Raw genomic sequence first — 19,180 nt, forward strand, 5'->3', positions numbered from 1 at the left:
TTTTATAACAAAGCTGGACGTTTGGATAATTATATAAAAAACTAACATGTTATAAAATAATTCTATAGCAATAATTTTTTCTTAGAACATTGTTTACGTGGAACCTGCCGGAATATTAAATTTCCTCGTCAATTTCACTGTCATCGGAAAGAAGACAGTTTTCCGGCAGAGCATCCTTAAGATAACTGATGTAGGTATCCACCAGAGGGTTTGGAGTTATATCCTTGTGCTGCAGAATAACAATGTCCATATACCCCTTCTCAACCAGCGGAATAGCCTTGATTTCAGGATTCAGCTCCTGCTCAATAACACCTGATGAGATGGTATAACCGTTAAGACCTGTCAGCAGGTTGAACAGAGTTGCACGGTCGCTTACTCTTATCATTCTGCTGCCCTCAGGGTTTTTCATTACTTCTTCGGAGAAGTAGTCGGCACTGTAACCGCCCTGTTCAAAGCTCAGGAAAGGCATGTCCTTAAGATCCGCAAGTGTAACGTAGGGACGGGTACAGAGACTGTTTTTATTGCTGATAAACACGTGAGGAGTAAGTCTGGCCAGGGGAGTATAGGTAATGTTCTGTTCCTTGAGCAGTCGTTTCAGCAGACGGCTGTTGTTCTTTGAAAAGTAGATAATCCCCACATCAGCACTTAAATTATGAACGTCCTGAATGATGTCCCTGGTTCTGGTTTCGCGCAGACAGAAGTCATACTTCTCCATACCGAACTTTTCCACCAGACGGATGAAGGAGCTTACCGCGAACGAATAGTGCTGGGCGCTTACCACAAACTTTACCGTTGAATTCTTTTTCTTTTTGAAATGCTCCTTCAGCAAATCGGCCTGAGCAAGAATCTGTCTTGCATACCCCAGAAATTCCATGCCCTCATTTGTAATCTCAATACCGTGATTCGTGCGATTGAAAATTTTTGTGTCTACTTCCGACTCTAAATCCTTTATCGCCGTGGAAATGGTCGGCTGAGTCACGAAAAGCGAGGCAGCAGCTTCATTAATTGATCTGAAACTGGCCACAGCCAGGACATATTTAAGCTGAACTAAAGTCATAGGAACTCCGGAACTAATGAATCAAGTGTTAATCAAACCTTTTATATAAATATGTATGACATCATACCAAATTACAGCGATAACAAGCACAAATATTATCTTATAAAAAGAATTTTATAAATTTTTTAAATATTTTTCACAAAAACTTAACAATTTTTACAAATCTGATGTATAATGGTCACAACTTAAGCATACTTCTGTATAGAATGTTTGAGTTCGTTATTTATTTTTCATTTTTCCTCAAATGTTGATGATTTGCCGCCAGTTCACCTGGCGGTTTTTTTTATCCTTTTACACTCCTCAGAAAACGAAATACGCTCTGATTTCATGTTAGCATAAACCCCGGGTTCAGTTAAAACAATCCGACGGCACCCTGTTTCCTCCCCATTCAGCGACAGACGATCCCTGTTTTTCCGATATCAGTATTCCGGTAAATGTCTTTATCAATGACAATCTTCAGACCTATCCATAAAATATAAGTTATTCACAATACTTTATACACAATTTATATTATTAACAGATCCATTTCTCTAAAACCTGTATGTATATACAATATAAACGGTGTATATCAACTATATAATCTGAATAATTTAAAAGTTATCCACAATTTATTACTTTAATCTAAACAAATTATATTTTTATCTGAAAACAAAAAAGGTTTTTCTTTCGAAAAACCTTTTTCTGAAAAATCACTGATTACAGGTTATTTGTCCTGAATAACGGCATCGGTAATAGCCTTTAAATTGTAATTCATGATACCGAGATAAGTTGAGCACTCCCCGCCTGGAGCCAGTGTATCGGCATAAAGTTCCACATTAGAGATCTTCTTGTCTCCGGCAAGCTGATCAAGAATGGCATTATTACCGTTCTTTTCCATAAATACAGCCTTGACCACACCTCTGCTTATGATGTCCTTAAGCTCGGCAATTCTCCTGGCGGACGGTTCAGAACCTGTACTTAAACCGAATGGTGAAAGTATGCGCAGGTCATAGTGACGTGCCAGATATCCGAATGCATCATGGGTTGTAACGAGAACTCTGTTTTCCTTAGGTATTTTCTCAAAAATATCTTTGTACTTCTTATCCAGTGCGGTCAGACTTGCAGCGTATTTTGCGGCATTGTCCCTATAATAACTGCAGTTGGCTTCATCTCTGATGCACAGGGCTTTAGCAATGTTTTCAGCATAAATGACACCGTTCAGCGGATTCTGCCAGGCATGAGGATCTGTTCCGCCATGGTGGTGATGGTGATGATGACCGTGATGGTCGTGGTCGGCATCGTGGTCGTGGTCGACATCGTGGTCATGGTCGGCATCATGGTCATGGTCGGCATGATCGTGGTCCGCATCATGATGATGCTTTTCATGCTCTTCCTTAAAAGCCTGCTTCTCAATACCGTCTGAAACAACAACAATCTTCTGCCTGTATTTTTCCTGAGACAGGTATCTTTCAAGATAACCTTCAAAAGACAGACCGTTGATAATAATCAGATCGCTCTTTTCCATGTCAATCATATTGGCAGGAGTAAGATTATATGCATGAGGATCACTTCCTACAGGAACGATAACCTTTACATCCGCCCTGTCACCTGCAACATTTTCAGTAATATCCTGAATAATGCCGAAACTTGTCAGAAGTGTCATTCTCTCTCCTGCTTCAGCGGTATTGCCAAGCACCATGGCACTGAGCAGCGACATTCCAAACAGCCAGACTTTTTTATTCAACAGTCCTGATTTCTTTTTCATCTGTAATCTCCTTTAAAAGCAGTACTAAAACCTTTATACATACTGATACACGATGATGACCTGCCCGATTTCATGACATACACATAATTATGATTTCTGTGCATATCCAATAAAAAAACGGACCAACAATTCTATCACAACCAAACATGACGGGATCACACCGGATCTGAAAATAATTATGAAAAAAAGAATCCGACTCTGTATGAAGAATCGGATTCGTTTTCATTCAGCATGAGTCAGATTCGGTCTGACATCTGTCTGATTATTACTTCTTTTCCTTTACGATACGTACTTCAGCAGTGCTTAAAGCATCGTCAACTGACTGGCGGCCTGTAGTAGCGTTCTTGAGAGCAGTCTGCAGAGAACTCCAGAATCTGTTCATTTCAGGAACACTAGGCATGATATCACCCATCTTGGCGTTTTCCATGGTGGTGGCAATTCTAGGATCTGACTCCAGTTTTGCTTCATATGACTTTAATGCGGCTGCACCTAAAGGCTTGTCGTTGTTAACCTCTTCTAGACCTGCATCGGTGAGCAGATAGTTGAGGAGGAATTCCTTGGCCAGGTCCTTGTTAGGTGAAGCATGATTGATGGCCATACCGAGTACACCTACAAATGGCTTGCCTGGTTTTCCGTCGAGAGTCGGGAACGGATTAACACTGTAGTTTACCTTGCTGTACTGACCCCATGCCCATGCACCGTTGATAATACAGCCAACCTTGCCGGCAACGAAGCTTGATTCCATGATACCGTAATCGGCTCCCTTAGGAATATGCCCCTTCTTAACCATGTTTACAAGATAGTTAAGACCCTTCTTGGCGCCTTCATTGTTAACACCGGTCTTGGTTACGTCATAAACACCTTTTGCATCGGTTCTGAATGCGAAACCGCCGTTTGCTGAAAGCAGAGGATAGGTAAAGTATGCATTGTTGTAATCCCACATAATGGCATGCTTGCCTTCCTTCTGGAGCTTGGTATCGAGTTCGGCAAGTTCTTCGAAGGTCTTTGGAGCTTCAGGAACAATGTCCTTGTTACAGATCATGGCAATTGCTTCAATTGAAACCGGATAGGCATAATACTTGCCGTTAACCTTCATTGCATCCCATGCAACCTTCTGGAAACGGTTAAGTTCATCTTCAGTAGGAACGATTTCGGTAAGAAGACCTGCCTGAACCCATTCACCAAAACGGTCATGAGCCCACATGAAAATATCCGGACCGTTACCTGAAGCAGCATTCTGCTGGAACTTAACTTCTACCTGATCAGGATGACCAACGGTAACCTTTACACCGGTAGCTTCAGTAAAACGAGCACCTACCTTGGCGATACCGTCATAGCCCTTATCACCGTTAACCCAGATGGTTAACTGACCTTCTTCAATACCGGCTGCTGATGCCACAGAACTAACACCGAGAGTAACAAGGCCGATAATTGCGGATAAAATTGTCTTTTTCATTAGTCTTTCCTTAAATGATGAATGGGTAAATCCCCGAAATATTCAGTCAGGCGGATTGTGTCTTTTTTATATTTGTATTATCTTGAACCTGCGGTTGACACGATAAGTTTAAGCCCCGTTTCTGACATAGGCTATGTTAAACTTTTTAAGATTGATTGTGGAAGCCAATCATGATTTTTTGAAATTAAGTCTCATAATAACAAATATTAATGTTTATTTTATGTTAACAACACCTGTTTATTTCATGTTTTTAAATATAATAATTATCCTTATGTCTTTAACTAATTTCCTTATTCACGAACGCCTGATAAAAATAACAGACTTTTTCTAAAGAATAATCCGTAAATTCAAAAAACATGGAATAACGGCATGTCATAGAATTGTTATTTTTCTGCCGCTGTCTGAGTATGATTAAGCAGCATTAAGATGCAGGTACATCCAGATCACCAGAGGAATGGTGAATATGCAGAGAAAATCCGTAATGATATTCACTCCGGATGCCGTGCGGTAATCCTGATTGCTTATAAGTGCAAGCTGAGAAACTATTACAGCTGACGGAGCCGAAGTGGAAAGAAGAAGCGTGGTAAACACAAGTCGGTACTCACCCGCAATCCAGTCTTGAGGCCACAGAGAAAACAGCAGCATAATCAGAACCGGTATGCATAAAAGTCTCATTGCGGAAACCATAAAATTCCTGAATCTGAAGATGTCCGACAGTCTGGAATTTCCCAGCATCACGCCAATGGAAAACATTGCCAGCGGCCCGATGGTTTTGCCCATGCCGTTAAAAGCCGTCTGAAGAGGACCGCCGATATGTATACCGCAGAAAAAGAACACCAGCCCCAGTGCTATGGCAATGGTATTAACGTTAAGCAGTAGTTTTTTCCAGGTAAATCCGGAGCTCCCCTTAACCATCGTAAAACAGTGCGTCCAGATCAGAACCGTCTGAACGACAAGATATGCGCTGGCATACATGACGGCTCTCGGCTCCAGCACACTCATCACCAGAGGGACGGTAAGATTACCTGAATTTGTATAAATGATACTTGCCTGCTCAACATTGGAAAGTTTCATGGCAGGAGCCGCAAACCTTATGCCGAATATAGCCGCGGCATGAACCAGAACGGCCGCGCCGAAAGCCAGCAGCAGTCCGCCCGCCACATCAGAACTGTATTCAGTCTGATACGACATAAGAATTACGCATGGAGTTACCACATAAAGAAGCAGTCTGGTTATGCCTTTGGTCTCCTCGGTACCGATTATTCCGGCCCGCACTGAAGCAAAGCCCATAAGTATCATGATGAAAAAGGCACAAATCTGCTCTGCAAGCAGAAAAGGTAAATCCGCATTCATGGCCAAATCCTAAAATAATTATCCGTCACTGACACAAACATACTAACGGAATCCAAATAAAAAGAGCATAGCTCCGCTCAGTATCCTCAGTAAATTTCAGTCTTGCGGCCGGCAGCGCAGAATGTACTGCCGGCAGAAATCACGGAGCCAGACGGCTTATGTCCCAGCCTCCTTCGGCGTTTCTTTCATAAATGAAACGATCATGAAGTCTGCTTGGACGTCCCTGCCAGAATTCCACGCTGTCAAAACGAACCCTGTAACCGCCCCAGAAGGTAGGAATAGGCACTTTTCCTTCCTTGAACTTCTGCTTCAGCTCCATGAACTTGCTTTCAAGTGCGGAACGGGCTGATATTTTTGAACTCTGATGTGAAGTCCACGCCCCGATCTGAGAATCCCTCGGTCTGCTGGTAAAATACTTTACCACCTCGAGATATGACAGTCTTTCAGCTGTACCGGTAAAGGCAACCTGGCGTTCAAGCAGAAACCAGGGGAAAAGAATTGATACCTTTGGATTCTTTTCAATATGCTGAGCCTTGCGGGAACCGTAGTTGGTAAAGAATATCAGACTGTTTTCCTCATAGTTCTTCAGAAGAACCATTCTTGAATACGGCTGACCTTCCGGATCCACGGTAGACACAACCATGCCGTTCGGATCAGGCATTCCTGAATCAATGGCCTGCTTCAGCCATTTTTCAAACAAATCTATGGGTTTTTCAGTTAAATCGTCACGTGAAAGTCCGCTTTTGGCATAGTTTTCACGTAAAACCGATACATCAATCATTTAAATCTCCTCCATGCCGCTTCTTCTCTCCGGCGGCTTGACACAACTATATCGGACTGTAGGAATTTATGAATTCACACTCAATCCCGAAATGTTCGGCAACAATGTCGCCTAATGTCCTTATGCCGCACACTTCAGTGGCATGATGTCCGCAGACAAAGGCGGTAATATTCTTTTCCACCGCCAGATGATAATGCTGTTCGTGAACCTCACCGACAATCACGGCATCGATATTTTCCGGATTCTCTTCAAGCATGAAACCACCGCCGCCTGAACACACGGCTATTCTTTTCACGGTTCTGTCTTCATTCCCCATGATAAGAGGTGTTTTTTCGCAGAAGGAGGTCAGAGCCTGATTAATGGAAGCCACGGTTACAGGTTCGGCAAAAGTTCCTATCATTGCCACGCTTGAAGGGTCTCCGGGCTTGAGATAACTTTCAAATTCAGCTCCGACTGACTGCATCAGCTGAATGTTGTTTCCCACCACCGGATGCAGATCCAGAGGCAGATGATATGCGGCAAGAGACATTCCCTTAAGAGCCGTTACTCTTTTACCGAGAATTCCCGTAAGGCGCGGATCACCGCCCTTCCAGTAAATGCCGTGATGAACCAGAACCATATCTGCGCCTTCTGATTCAGCCCGGGAAATAAGATCCAGATTACCGGTTACACCGGTAACAATCTTACGCACCTCCTGACGACCTTCAACCTGAAGACCGTTGTAGCTGTAATCACTTATTTCTGAAACACGCAGATAGCCGTTAATGAATTCAATAATATCTTTGAGAGAGGCCAAGTTACTTCTCCTGTATAAAAGGACAGTCCGTGATCATCACGGACTGAAACAAAAAACAAAGGATTATCTTGATACGAGAATTGAATTGACCGAAGCGGCACTGTCTACGCGGGGCTTAACGGCTCTGAGAATTCCGTCCCTTTTTGCAGGTCCGACCAGAACGGTAAAATTACCATTGTTCGGAACAACCTTGTAACCGAATCCAGATCCAAGATCATTGATATATTGCTTAGGCACGCCTATTTTGGCTGCCTTCAGTCTGTTTCGAACCTCGTTAGCCTTGGCCAGCGTACTGAATGTGCCAATCTGCAGATAACGGCCTGAAGGAGTTGAATCGATCTTGCCGGCCGGAGCTGCTTCAGCGGCTCTCTTTTCAGCTTCAGCTCTGGCCTTTGCCTGGGCTTCAGCCCTGGCTCTGGCTTCCGCTTCGGCTCTTGCCCTGCGATCAGCCTCAGCCTGAAGTCTTGCAGCTTCCGCCTTTGCCCTGCGATCAGCTTCAGCCTGAAGTCTTGCGGCTTCCGCCTTTGCCCTGCGATCCGCTTCAGCCTGAGCTTTCGCGGCATCTTCCTGCGCCTTGCGTTCAGCGTTCAGGCGGGCTATTTCAGCCTGTTTTTCAGCTTCGATTCTTCTCTTTTCAGCAGCCTGAAGTTCCGCCTCTGTTACTGATGGATTCTGCTGTTCCGCATTCTGTGTCTTTCTGGCCTGTTCAGCCTGTTTTCTGGCGACATCCGCAGGAGTATTGCCGGTAACAGTCGGATTAGGCACGAATCTGCCGTTCTGTTTTACGTCAGCCCCTACTACAACGCCTGATTTTATTGATGCATCGGCATATTCTGCCGGTGCACTAGAGCCCTCATCTTCAAGCAGACTGCCGTAACCGAAATCCTCATCCATGGAATCATCCTCATCCACGGCATCTTCCGCATTACCGCCGTTGTTCTGATCCTGAGAATCCTTCTTTACGGGCTGATCAACAATCTCTCTCGGCTGACGGTGGTCACTGGCGTTATCATGAGGAAAGAACTTAGGCACGGACCATGCCAGCAGAATCAGAAGGATTACGGATCCTACCAATACCCGGGTAAACTGATTAATCACTTTATAGTACTCTTATGCAACTTGTAATTTATTAATTTTCACTGCTCTCTTGCGGCAGCTGTTCTACTCTGTATATTAAAACAGAATTGACTGAAAAAATCATTACCGCAAAATAAAAAATCTCATTTTTTAATGCCATGCCGTAAGCCTGACAGAAAGACCGCGGCATGGCTGAATATCATTTAAGCTTTCAGTTTTTTCAGCAGTTCCTCGGCGGTAACAAAAGAACCGCATACCACCAGCTCGCTGTCTGAAGGCAGATCGCCGAGAGCGGCGGTATACGCCTCATATGCGGTATCATAGGTTCTGATATCACCTTCAGACATGCCTGTTTTCAGAAGATTTTCCTTAACATATTCAGATGTTGAACCTCTTTCTCCCGGAAGAGAACAGATGTATATTCTGCTGAATACTCCGTTCAGCTCCTTGAGAGAACTGTATATATCCTTATCCTTAAGCATGCCTATTACGGCATATCTTGTTCTGCTTCCTCTCTGTCGCAGCATGCCTGCAAGATATTTCATTGCCGGAGGATTGTGGGCGACATCCAGAATCACGGTAGGATTCTCTGAAATTATCTCCACTCGTCCGTGAAGTCTGGTGGTTCTGATTCCTTCAAGAAGTCGTGACAAATCAGGATTAAGTCCCATCTGTTCCATAATGAAAAGAGCAGCCGTAAGTGAAAGAGGCGCATTGATAAGAGGCAGAGCCGGTACATGAACACCGCTTACGGTAAAAGGTTTAATAAGATTGAAGTGAGTACTGTCTGTAAACTCTACTCCTATTTCCTTTTCGAGACTTAACACAGCTGATTCAGGCAGACCGCGGTCCCTGACCTCCTTCATGATGGTGTTTCCGGCTTCATCACTTAAGTATCCGAGAAGAACACGGGCTGTTCCGGATTTTATGATACCGGCCTTTTCATGAGCGATTTCAGCTTCGGTGTTACCGAGAATGGCGCAGTGATCCATACCGATGCTTGGAATTATGGCGATATCACAGTCAATTATGTTTACGGCGTCAAGACGTCCGCCCAGTCCTACTTCAAGTACAACAACCTGACATTCAGCCTTTTTAAACACATAAAAAGCCGCGAGGGTCGTATATTCAAAAAAGGTCAGACTGATGCCCGTAGCCTCTACCGCATCATAAACGGCTGAAAAAGCTTCACACAGGGAATCCGAATCCGCATTGACGGAATTAACGGCAATGCGTTCATTGAAATTCAGTATATGGGGAGATGTGTACAGACCGCATTTTATGCCGGAGGCGGATAGTGCCGAGGCAAGCATTGAAGCGGTTGAGCCCTTGCCGTTGGTTCCGGCAACGGTTACAACCCTGCTTTTCGGAAAAGAATCAACTCCCATGTAGGAAGCAACCTTTCTTATACGATCAAGTCCGAGTTCAATCCTGTTCGGATTGATTGCATAAAGATATTTTTCCCAGTCCTGCAGACTGACAGGTTTTACGGATAATTCACTGCTACTCATTTTTTAATCAAATCCTGTCAACAATCAATATGAATGCAAGATGCGGGCAGTCATTTCCATGACTGAACATGGATTTGCCTGCCCGCATCGTTTAAAAACAAACTTTTGCCGTATGAACCATGCTCATACGATATGGTGATTAGAGCTTCTTGTCTCCTGCCTTTTCATCAACCTTCATCAGTATGGAGATAATGTTGGCCAGACGGTCACGCATTTCACGTCTGTCGATAATCATGTCCACTGCCCCCTTCTTGAGAAGGAACTCAGAACGCTGGAAACCTTCAGGAAGCTTTTCACGTACGGTCTGTTCAATTACACGAGGACCTGCGAAACCGATTAATGCCTTCGGTTCAGCAACATTGATATCACCAAGCATGGCCAGTGACGCACTTACACCGCCCATTGTCGGATTTGTAAGAACACTGATGAACGGAATACCTGCTTCAGAAAGCTTCTCAAGAGCTGCGGAAGTCTTGGCCATCTGCATCAGTGAGAAGAGAGATTCCTGCATACGTGCACCGCCGGAAGTGGCGAAACAGATCAATGCACGCTTTTCGTTAAGACATTCTTCAACTGCTTTAACAAAGCGGGCTCCCACAACAGAACCCATTGAACCGCCCATGAAGGAGAATTCAAAAGCGGCACAGACAACAGGCAGACCTTTAAGATTACCCTTGATAACAACCAGCGCGTCTTTTTCGTTGGTAGTCTTCTGGGCTGCACTGATACGATCCTTATAACGCTTGGTATCCTTGAATTTCAGAATATCCTTAGGTTCAAGATTTTCACCAATTTCAATGAGATCACCATTATCAAGAAATCTTAAAATTCTTTCTCTGGCTGCTATTCTCTGATGATAGCCGCACTTAGGACATACATTCAGATTCCTTTCAAGTTCAGCACGGTATACCATCTGATCACAAGATTCACACTTAGTCCAAATTCCCTCAGGAATATTGTGACGAACAGCCTTTTCCTTATTAGGAGTTATAATTTTTTCAAGCCAGCTCATTAAACAACCTTGTCAAATTCGTAAACAAATCTTAAAAATTTCGTCTATTATAATTCAATAAAACGGCAGTTGCACTCTATTTGTGATTTATACACGGGCCGTAACTTTAAATTAAGACTGACATCATTATTTTTAGTTCTTACGGTTAACTATTAACCAGTCAAAAACGCGTACTGCATCAAATATTTTCGTTCCTGCTCATACATTAACGTACATTTGGACAAAACAGTAAGGAAAAACTCTTCATTATGAACAAAATGCGAAACTGAATGTTTCCACTTACCGGCATCCTCGCCAGCGAAAAAGACGTAACGGCAGAAATACTTTATCACGGTTAAAAACGATAACTGGTTAACAAAAGAAAAACAAATTGAAGCATACCGTCCATTAATGAAAGATAACTCACAAAGTCCCAAAAATAACATGTGCTATCATTTCAAAATGCATAGGAATCAGAATTGTTTCTATTCTGTTCTGATTCCTATGAAAAACGCTGAAACAGAAGTCGCATGAGACGAAGCATACGTCCGACTGCGGATAAATAATAATTATTAAAGGATTTTTATATGGGCTCTATTATTGCGCTGTACAGAAAGACCCCGCTTATTATCAAACTGGTTCTCGGTCTTGGTATAGGTGGTATGCTTGGTCTCTTGGCACCAGAACGGTTCATGTGGGTAAAGAATCTGGGGTACATATTCATAAAGGCTCTGGAATACACTGCTCCGATACTGGTATTCATACTTCTTATAAACGCAATCACCAATTCCCACATAGGTGAAAAAAACGGCAGTACATACGGACTCAAGCGAGTAATACTGATGTTCGTAGTCAGTGCCGTAGCCGCCTCAGTACTCTCAATTCTGGTATGTTCGCTTTACAAGGTATCGGTGCCCCTGCACGACAATCCGGTGGTGAGAGACATTACGGATAAATCACTGTTTACCACATTTATCAAGGAAATCGTCTACAATCCTATAGAAGCTCTCATTCACGGCAAGTATCTTGCCATCCTGCTGTGGGCTGCTTTCATCGGTATATTTGTGCGCCAGACTGAAGCAACAACAAAACAGGTTGTAAACGATCTGGCCGCCATAGCAACAAAAATCACCAGGGTAATCCTTGAACTGGCACCTTTCGGCGTAATGGGGCTGATGTTCCACGACATGACCTCTGCAACCTCATCATCAGGCACCTCTCTGCTGATGTACAAGGATCTGATTATTCTTTTCCTCGTAATATCCGCAATCATGTTCTTCATTGTCAATCCGCTGATTGTAATGGTTCTTACCAGAAGAAACGCATTCAGACTGATGCCTGCTCTGGAAAAGAGTATCATCTATTCATTCTTCACCTGCAGTTCAGCAGCAAACATTCCTGTAAATCAGCAGATTGCCGAAGAAAAGAATGTAACCAGACAGCTCAGTACCGTAGCCATACCGCTCGGTGCAACCATTCACAAGCCGGGATCAATCATCACCATCAACATGCTTGCCCTTGTAGCCCTCTTCAGCTACAACCCTGCGGCAGACATAACCGTCATGCAGTATATTGAACTCGGGATTGTTTCCGTTATATCCTCAGCATGTATTGCAGGCGTGGCAAACGGTTCGCTGATGCTCATCCCTATCGCATGCCGTATTTTCGACATACCGGATCATATGATTCTCAGCATAATTGAAATCAATGTTCTTCTGACCTTTATTCGCGATTCATTTGCAACCACCCTGAACAGCTCTTCAGACCTGCTGTTCACTCTGGCCGTAGATGAACGTCACAAGACCAATACTGATGCTCTTGTTGACAATATCATCAATGCAAAGCACATCAAGCGCCGCGAAGAAAATGAAAATGCCATCAAAAAGGCTCTCAACGCATCTCAGAATACCGCTGCGGAAGAGGAATCAGACAAGTAATTCATACTAATGGATTAAAGGCTTTTAACAGAAATGTTAAAAGCCTTTTTTATTGTTTTCCAGAAAACAGATCTATGAATAAACACAATATCTATCACAAAAACCTATTAAAAAACTCAAAATTCTGAACAGTTTTCACACATTCATTCATAATTGTCCTTTGTTAAATAAAGTACAGACAATACTAGTTCAGCCCGTTAAAAGAGACTTCATCATGGCATACTGCAAAAAATGTGGCACAACTTTAAAAAGTTTTCCTGAAATATGTCCATTGTGCGGAACACCTACCGGAATGCAACAGCAGGTTGCAATCAGTTCGCCCCGTCTCTCCCGGACTCAACCAGACCATAAACTGAGCACCGCCAATCAAAAATACACGGATGAACCACAGAGAAGTACTGAATCAACAATACCCAATCTGAACGGAAACAAAGAAAATCCAGACTCAGCCGTGAGAAATTCTGACGTTGATGACAGATTCTTCATCTATCCAGACCTGGATAATATCAGGGACAATCGTAAAAATTCCTTGTTCAATAATGAAGATTTCAACGAAGAGTACTCCAACGACGATATCACTGATCAATCCGCCCAAAAACAAAAGAATAGTAACAAGATTTTTTCCGGTCATGCAGAAGAACAATACGACCTGCATGCCGTCAGGGACAGATTTACAGACAGTACGAAAAAAAATATATTCGACAGACAGATAAATGAGTTCGACAGAGATCCGGTAATTCTTAAAATGCTTGGAAGTATCAGAGTATTAAGAATTTTCATCATTATGAATATTATAGCCGCCGTAATTCAGGTTACACTTTTCATGGCTGTAAATGTACTGACAGTACTTTACGGATGCTTTGCCTGCTTAAAAGCCGATCTGTATGCGCAGACATCCAATAATAACCTGCTGAAAAAGTTAACTTCACAGTGTCGGAGTTTATTTCTGTGGCAGTTATGTCTAATGATTCTATCTTCAGTGCTCTTCTACTTTTTTCATTCTCAGGACACGAAAATTGACGGTTTATTATTCTTTTTGCTGTTTCTTATTCATTTGGCTCTGTTCCCTATGGTTTTTGCCACTTACGCAAGAGCCTTTACACTGTATAAAATGTTAACGGCTATGAGATATATGTCTGATTTTTCAGAACTTATAGATATTAACTATAACTATACCCGTCATCTGTTAGTTTTTTTATTGATAGTTTTTGGAAATTTTTTTACTCTATACCTGATTGTACGATAAATATAAGACATATCATATATAATAGCAGAGATTTTTCATTTGGACGGAAAATAACTGTTTTATCCTTCCTGCATAAAAGTTAAAGACCGTTACAGTGAATGCCGCCTGATGTCTGTCTTAAATTTACGGAGCAGACTTCAAAAGAGATTAAGATTGGAAAAGATAATGGCTTATTGCAGAAAATGCGGAATAACTATATCAGAGAATTATAAGAAGTGTCCGTTATGCGGCAGTCCTCTTGAGCCGAATGTTCCCGCCAGTCTGAGTCAGCCGGGAGGACTGGAGAATTCAGACTCATCAAAAGAGACATTGACTGAAATTACAATTGAGAGCTATGTTCCTGATCATAAAAAGAAAAATCAGTTTGCTGGTCCGGATTTTCTTACAATTCCGGAAATTCTGGAATTAAGCAAGGACCCCAATCTTCCGCGCATTCTTAAGATGCTCAAAATTATTACCACACTCATTACCATAAATATTTTTTGCTTTGTGTTCTTTATTCCGGTATTTCTGATAATCAATATTCCTGTAGCCGTTGCAGGATTCTTCACCACCTACAGCATTTTTAAACTTGTAAGAAAATACCGCATCAGCAATTACAAATTCGTTCAGCATATCAGAGAAACCTTAATCGAATACGCAGCACAGTTGATCATCATGATCCTGACAGCCTGCCTGCTGTATTTCTTTATCGAAATTCACAGGAGAGGCGATAATCATATAATCGCAGCGCTGTTGCTTACCGTGATGCTGAATATGTTTTTCATGCCGGCCCTGGCTCCTTTTTCATGGATAAACACTTTTAAATTAAAGGTAATTCTCAACACGGTTTATCTGAAGGTAAGATACACTGATACACGTGTCCCCGGTGAATCCGTAATATTTATAGTCCTGACCTGCACTGCATCATGCCTTATAAACATGTTTCTGCTGATGTTATTCACTTAGGAATCGAAACTGCATTAACCGATAGAAAACTCAGCATCTTTCAATCTTGCCTGACCTGTCACTTTAATTTTTTGTCATACCCGCGATAATAAGCAGTATCTGATTGAAACTCGGGATTGTGAAATTATGGCTTACTGCAAAAAATGTGGTACAACTTTAAAAAAATACAGTGAATTCTGTCCTCTGTGCGGAGCTCCCACCGGAATGAATCCGGAAGATTTTTCGGAAAGCGAAAAAAATAAATCCGCCCATGATTCCTCCGGGAAACGGGGTTTCAGAGAATTCTATCAGAAGTCCTATAAAAGCAAAAAGACTGATGACGTCAGAAAATCAAAAGTGTCAGACTATAGCAGCGATAATATTCAGCAGACTGACTTTCCTCAGAAAAAACAGACATCACAACCTGCATTTCAGGAAAAATCAGCTTCGCAGACCGTGCATCATGAAACACAGTCTCAGTCCGTTTCTGACAGTGGCAGATCATACAGTCGTACCGGCAGTGATTATTCAAATCAGCCAAAAAATGAATATCAGTCTGTTTTTACCGAGGACCATACATTCTCCAGTATTGATGGCGTTACCTCACAGACCGAAGAGTCCGGATACCATCAGCATTCTTTCAGCTCTGAACAATCCGGACATTCACAGAAAAAAGAAAATACCCGCATCTCTGGAGGCAGCAGTGATTTTCAGCAGACGAAACAATGGGATAACGGGTACGGAGAGTTCAGTCAGAACACCGGTTACACCTCTGAATTCCAAGATGCTCAAACAGATTACTCACCCCGGTATGACGAACATAACAGAATGAATCATAAAAACGCCGGTGCTGACAACACCTACCGCCGGCCGAATACCGAAAATCCTCACTACAATTATGTGCGTGCAGAGGACAGGGAAGAATACGAAAGACTTCTTAAGGAAGACAGTTTTCGCAGGGAAGCCTATCGCCACCATCCTTACTTCAGAACAACCGTCAGCAAGTTTCAGACCCTTTCGTTACTTATTATTTTTGATATATTATTCCAGTTCATTTTTCCGCTGTTTATTCTCTTTAATCCTTTTGTGGCGATATATGGATATCTGACGACAAATTATGCCTACAATTTCATGAATTCAGGATATATCACAGAACTGCGTAATGAGGTCTGGATGGTAAAAAACTTTTTTATCGCCCAGATAGTACTCATGGCCGTCGCATTCCTGTGGATAATGATCCCTGATCAGAATCCTTTGGATACCAACAGTGCTCCTATAATCATTCTGCATATCATTCTGTATATTCTGACACTGATAAACTGGCTGAAGTGCAAAAAGCTTGCCAAAATATTAAAGAAACTTCAGGAAAAACCTGAAATAACCGAGCCGGAAAAAGGAGCCTTTGACGGCATTGTTATTCTGGTGATATTTATGGGATTTATTATTATTGCTTCAGGTATCATAGTACTGGCAGCAGGAGATTAAAAGTGCCCGAAATCCATCTTGGAAGTAACAAACATGACAGTCTGTATATGTTGCGGGACAGCACTTATGATAATGACACTGTCTGTCCGAAATGCGGTAACCATATAAATGGTGACACGAATTCAGAAATTAAATAAAGAAACAACCTTTCCCCGTAAGAACTGACTGAAGATTCCGCCGTTTCCGACAAAACAATTCTGGACAGGCTTTATGCGGATCATGTAGACAGAACAGTTATATGGAAGGCTTTACCTTCTTCCTAATGTGCGAAAAAATACGACTGTCTCTCAGTAGATCCCCAACACACTGTAAAATCCGTCTGCCGGAAATTTCCGTTCCGGCAGACAAATCCGCTGCAAACAGTTTTTTCCGAAAACAAATCTTTTTTGCCACTTAAGCCTCAAATCCGCCATCTGATTATTGTCAACAGCGCACATGACTGACAGAATAGCGCGATTTTTATATACAAACGGATACTGTAAAGCCATGGCCTACTGTAAAAAATGCGGAACAACTTTAAAGAAAGTAACAGACTTCTGTCCTCTGTGTGGAGCTCCTGTAGGTGACTCTTTTAAAAATTCCGGCGAGAAAGAAAACAATAACCGGGCTGAAGAATCCGTTAAACATGATTTTCTCAATAATACCGGGGATATCTCCGCAGATTATGAAGATTTCAATAATGATTCAGCGGACACCACTGATAATTCAGGTCAGTCTGAAATAGATAATTCATATACAAGAACTGAAGAATTTGAAAAGCTTGGGGAAAAATTTTTTAAACTGGATAAATTTTTTGATTTTTCTTTTCTTACCGCGCTGTTTCTGCCGCTTTTTTTCATATACTTTCTGGTGTTGTTCATATGTAACGTAATCCTGCACTGCAAAGCGTATAAATACCTCAAAGACAAACCGTATTCCCGCATGAGCAAACTGATTAATGTGAACATATGGATGTTTGCCGTAATAATCATCCTGTTATTCGCTTATGGTGTAACGTTTGAAAAAGATATATTCACTGATTACATCTTGATTGAATTGCTTATAGTTTCGATTCCGGTTTATATCATACACAGCCACATTACCGAAATCTGCAGACAGTTCCGGGACAAGTCACCTGACACTGAATACAAAATAAAAAGCTTTATAAGCCATTTTGCAGAAGAACACACACTGACAGGATCTTTTGTCTCAGCAATCGTATTCGTTTATATGTTCCTGATCGTAGTATCAAATCTGGTGATATTCGCTGTGATAAACTGCTTCAAATCAGAAGACTCGTTTACCACGAAAACTCTGCCGGGAATAAGTTTCGTTAAGACTCAGGTTGAATTATGTCTCATACAAAACGGAGCCATGAACCATTTTGCCGCAGGAAAAGGTGTTCTGCTTGATACACCGAAAAACTGCAGAATACGGCACAAAAGAACTGACAGCTTTGAATATTCTGTTGATAATGACGGGACTCTCAGAGTAAGTTTTGGTTATCCTGCAGAGACCGACTACATCATCACACCTTTGTACACAGACAATCCTGAAAGAAGATTTGACTGGATAGCATCTCCAATGTCCGGATGTGCTGCAAAATACAACTGCCTTGAAGCGGATCCGAATACGTTTTAACACTGCTGAAGACTTTTGTCCAATCCGCAACGGCAAATCATGCCGGACAATTACGCCAACCGTCACAATATGAAAGATCGGCAGATGTATTCCTTTTCATTGTCTGATACCTTTTATTATGGACATAAAACGGAGATCTGATATGGATGACAGCAGAGAATACGAAAACACGGTCAATAACGAAGAGCTGAAAAAAGAACCATCTTCCTGCAATAATGCTCCCGAATTATCCTCTCAAAACTCTGACGATGACGTCATAAACAGACTGTATACAGAATACTCAGACTTCAACAAAGACAGGTTTCCATCCTTTGTGGATACCCCTGAATTTGAAAAATCAGCCGAAGACTTCAGCAGAATTAAACGTCTGCTGTACATCTGCTTCCCTGCCTCCTTATTTTTTCCTGTCTTTCTTATGTTTTACTTCTACACTCTCACAGTCGCTTTGTCTGCTGATTACCGTGCATATTCATTCATAAAAAATTACAGGACATCTGCTCTGTACAAGGATATTGTAAAACTCTGCCTTCTCCATCTCTGTGAATTCTGCGTGTCGGCTTTTATGTTCGGACTGATTATTCACGGCTGTTTCGGAAACTTTTACGGAAAGATATTCATCTTAACGGGAATAATCCTAATGATGATCAGCTGTTTCAGCTGGCCTCTCGCCTTAAAGACCTCGGAAAAATTCAGGAACAGGGAACCTGAAATACAGCAGAGCACTCCTATTGTCTCCGTTCCAAAGTATGAATTAGCAATAAAAATCTACGGTGTAATCATTGTAATGTTCAATTTTTTTCTGGCGGTATACTTATACAACTACTATGAAGGTCTTTATTTCAATACCAGATACCTGCCGGAGCTCGGTCCTGCACTCAGAGAATACAGACAATGTGTCCTCGATAACGGAGGTCTGAAAGAATTTGAAGAAGGTGTACCTCTGAAGAATTCTTTTCTAACAGAATGCGGCAGTATCAATGATTACAGAACTGAAAATATTACCGGTGTCCACGCTTTCAGGGAGAAACTCAGCGCATCGTTCTTTTTTCCCATGACGAGCTACACGGCGATACTGTTCTATCAGACGGTTAACGGAGAAAAGACACTGATATGGAAAGCTTCACCAAAATCAAGTTGTGCTGAAAAAACAAAATGTCTTGAGCCTGATCCAAATTTACTTTAGATTCTTGTACTGAAAA

15 protein-coding genes are annotated in these 19,180 nt (G+C 42.1%); 6 read left to right on the forward strand and 9 right to left on the reverse strand.

From position 1 onward, the window contains the following. Positions 1-115 precede the first annotated feature (115 nt). From BMY80_RS03715 to accD, 9 genes are all read right to left on the reverse strand, one after another. On the reverse strand, positions 116-1,057 hold the full coding sequence (locus BMY80_RS03715; protein WP_093141008.1) for a LysR family transcriptional regulator: 942 nt from the start codon (positions 1,055-1,057) through the stop codon (positions 116-118). Between the two features lie 703 nt (positions 1,058-1,760). Further along, positions 1,761-2,801 carry a metal ABC transporter solute-binding protein, Zn/Mn family gene (locus BMY80_RS03720; protein WP_093141011.1) on the reverse strand — a complete coding sequence of 347 codons (1,041 nt, stop codon included), beginning with the start codon at positions 2,799-2,801 and terminating at the stop codon, positions 1,761-1,763. Positions 2,802-3,066: 265 nt separating this feature from the next. Further along, a complete protein-coding gene (gene malE, locus BMY80_RS03725; protein WP_093141014.1) occupies positions 3,067-4,257 on the reverse strand; it encodes a maltose/maltodextrin ABC transporter substrate-binding protein MalE in 1,191 nt (396 codons plus the stop codon). Positions 4,258-4,668: 411 nt separating this feature from the next. Next, positions 4,669-5,610, reverse strand: a complete 942-nt coding sequence (locus BMY80_RS03730; protein WP_093141016.1) for an AEC family transporter — start codon at positions 5,608-5,610, stop codon at positions 4,669-4,671. A gap of 139 nt (positions 5,611-5,749) precedes the next feature. Continuing rightward, positions 5,750-6,391, reverse strand: a complete 642-nt coding sequence (pdxH, locus tag BMY80_RS03735; RefSeq protein WP_093141019.1) for a pyridoxamine 5'-phosphate oxidase — start codon at positions 6,389-6,391, stop codon at positions 5,750-5,752. A 46-nt stretch (positions 6,392-6,437) separates the two neighbouring features. Next, positions 6,438-7,187 (reverse strand): Nif3-like dinuclear metal center hexameric protein, encoded by a 750-nt coding sequence (locus tag BMY80_RS03740; protein WP_093141022.1) that lies wholly within the window; start codon positions 7,185-7,187, stop codon positions 6,438-6,440. A gap of 63 nt (positions 7,188-7,250) precedes the next feature. Further along, entirely contained in the window at positions 7,251-8,285 is a 1,035-nt protein-coding gene (locus tag BMY80_RS03745; protein WP_093141024.1) for a cell envelope integrity TolA family protein, read from the reverse strand. A gap of 182 nt (positions 8,286-8,467) precedes the next feature. Beyond that, positions 8,468-9,775: a bifunctional folylpolyglutamate synthase/dihydrofolate synthase gene (locus BMY80_RS03750; RefSeq protein WP_093141027.1), complete on the reverse strand. Its 1,308-nt coding sequence runs from the start codon at positions 9,773-9,775 to the stop codon at positions 8,468-8,470. Between the two features lie 139 nt (positions 9,776-9,914). Beyond that, positions 9,915-10,787, reverse strand: coding sequence for an acetyl-CoA carboxylase, carboxyltransferase subunit beta (gene accD, locus BMY80_RS03755; RefSeq protein ID WP_093141029.1), 873 nt, complete (start codon positions 10,785-10,787; stop codon positions 9,915-9,917). Between the two features lie 566 nt (positions 10,788-11,353). On the opposite strand from accD, the gene BMY80_RS03760 reads away from it, so the two are divergent. The 6 genes from BMY80_RS03760 to BMY80_RS03790 all read left to right on the forward strand — a co-directional run bounded on the left by BMY80_RS03760 (position 11,354) and on the right by BMY80_RS03790 (position 19,164). Further along, positions 11,354-12,703 (forward strand): cation:dicarboxylate symporter family transporter, encoded by a 1,350-nt coding sequence (locus tag BMY80_RS03760; protein ID WP_093141032.1) that lies wholly within the window; start codon positions 11,354-11,356, stop codon positions 12,701-12,703. Positions 12,704-12,917: 214 nt separating this feature from the next. Next, on the forward strand, positions 12,918-13,949 hold the full coding sequence (locus BMY80_RS03765; protein ID WP_093141036.1) for a hypothetical protein: 1,032 nt from the start codon (positions 12,918-12,920) through the stop codon (positions 13,947-13,949). Between the two features lie 165 nt (positions 13,950-14,114). After that, positions 14,115-14,897, forward strand: coding sequence for a zinc-ribbon domain-containing protein (locus BMY80_RS03770; protein ID WP_093141038.1), 783 nt, complete (start codon positions 14,115-14,117; stop codon positions 14,895-14,897). Positions 14,898-15,023: 126 nt separating this feature from the next. Further along, on the forward strand, positions 15,024-16,361 hold the full coding sequence (locus BMY80_RS03775) for a hypothetical protein (RefSeq protein ID WP_093141041.1): 1,338 nt from the start codon (positions 15,024-15,026) through the stop codon (positions 16,359-16,361). 486 nt (positions 16,362-16,847) lie between these two features. After that, complete coding sequence (locus BMY80_RS03785) at positions 16,848-17,981, forward strand: zinc ribbon domain-containing protein (RefSeq protein ID WP_093141047.1); 1,134 nt, start codon at positions 16,848-16,850, stop codon at positions 17,979-17,981. Positions 17,982-18,123: 142 nt separating this feature from the next. Next, a complete protein-coding gene (locus BMY80_RS03790; protein WP_093141053.1) occupies positions 18,124-19,164 on the forward strand; it encodes a hypothetical protein in 1,041 nt (346 codons plus the stop codon). Positions 19,165-19,180: the final 16 nt, after the last annotated feature.

Source organism: Ruminobacter amylophilus (genome assembly GCF_900115655.1).
Lineage (GTDB): Bacteria > Pseudomonadota > Gammaproteobacteria > Enterobacterales > Succinivibrionaceae > Ruminobacter > Ruminobacter amylophilus.

Excerpts from the sequence above, each read along its gene's own strand:
- BMY80_RS03715 (WP_093141008.1), bottom strand. The coding sequence starts at position 1,057 with ATGACTTTAGTTCAGCTTAAATATGTCCTGGCTGTGGCCAGTTTCAGA.
- BMY80_RS03720 (WP_093141011.1), bottom strand. The coding sequence starts at position 2,801 with ATGAAAAAGAAATCAGGACTGTTGAATAAAAAAGTCTGGCTGTTTGGA.
- malE (WP_093141014.1), bottom strand. The coding sequence starts at position 4,257 with ATGAAAAAGACAATTTTATCCGCAATTATCGGCCTTGTTACTCTCGGT.
- BMY80_RS03730 (WP_093141016.1), bottom strand. The coding sequence starts at position 5,610 with ATGAATGCGGATTTACCTTTTCTGCTTGCAGAGCAGATTTGTGCCTTT.
- pdxH (WP_093141019.1), bottom strand. The coding sequence starts at position 6,391 with ATGATTGATGTATCGGTTTTACGTGAAAACTATGCCAAAAGCGGACTT.
- BMY80_RS03750 (WP_093141027.1), bottom strand. The coding sequence starts at position 9,775 with ATGAGTAGCAGTGAATTATCCGTAAAACCTGTCAGTCTGCAGGACTGG.
- accD (WP_093141029.1), bottom strand. The coding sequence starts at position 10,787 with ATGAGCTGGCTTGAAAAAATTATAACTCCTAATAAGGAAAAGGCTGTT.
- BMY80_RS03760 (WP_093141032.1), top strand. The coding sequence starts at position 11,354 with ATGGGCTCTATTATTGCGCTGTACAGAAAGACCCCGCTTATTATCAAA.
- BMY80_RS03765 (WP_093141036.1), top strand. The coding sequence starts at position 12,918 with ATGGCATACTGCAAAAAATGTGGCACAACTTTAAAAAGTTTTCCTGAA.
- BMY80_RS03770 (WP_093141038.1), top strand. The coding sequence starts at position 14,115 with ATGGCTTATTGCAGAAAATGCGGAATAACTATATCAGAGAATTATAAG.
- BMY80_RS03775 (WP_093141041.1), top strand. The coding sequence starts at position 15,024 with ATGGCTTACTGCAAAAAATGTGGTACAACTTTAAAAAAATACAGTGAA.
- BMY80_RS03785 (WP_093141047.1), top strand. The coding sequence starts at position 16,848 with ATGGCCTACTGTAAAAAATGCGGAACAACTTTAAAGAAAGTAACAGAC.
- BMY80_RS03790 (WP_093141053.1), top strand. The coding sequence starts at position 18,124 with ATGGATGACAGCAGAGAATACGAAAACACGGTCAATAACGAAGAGCTG.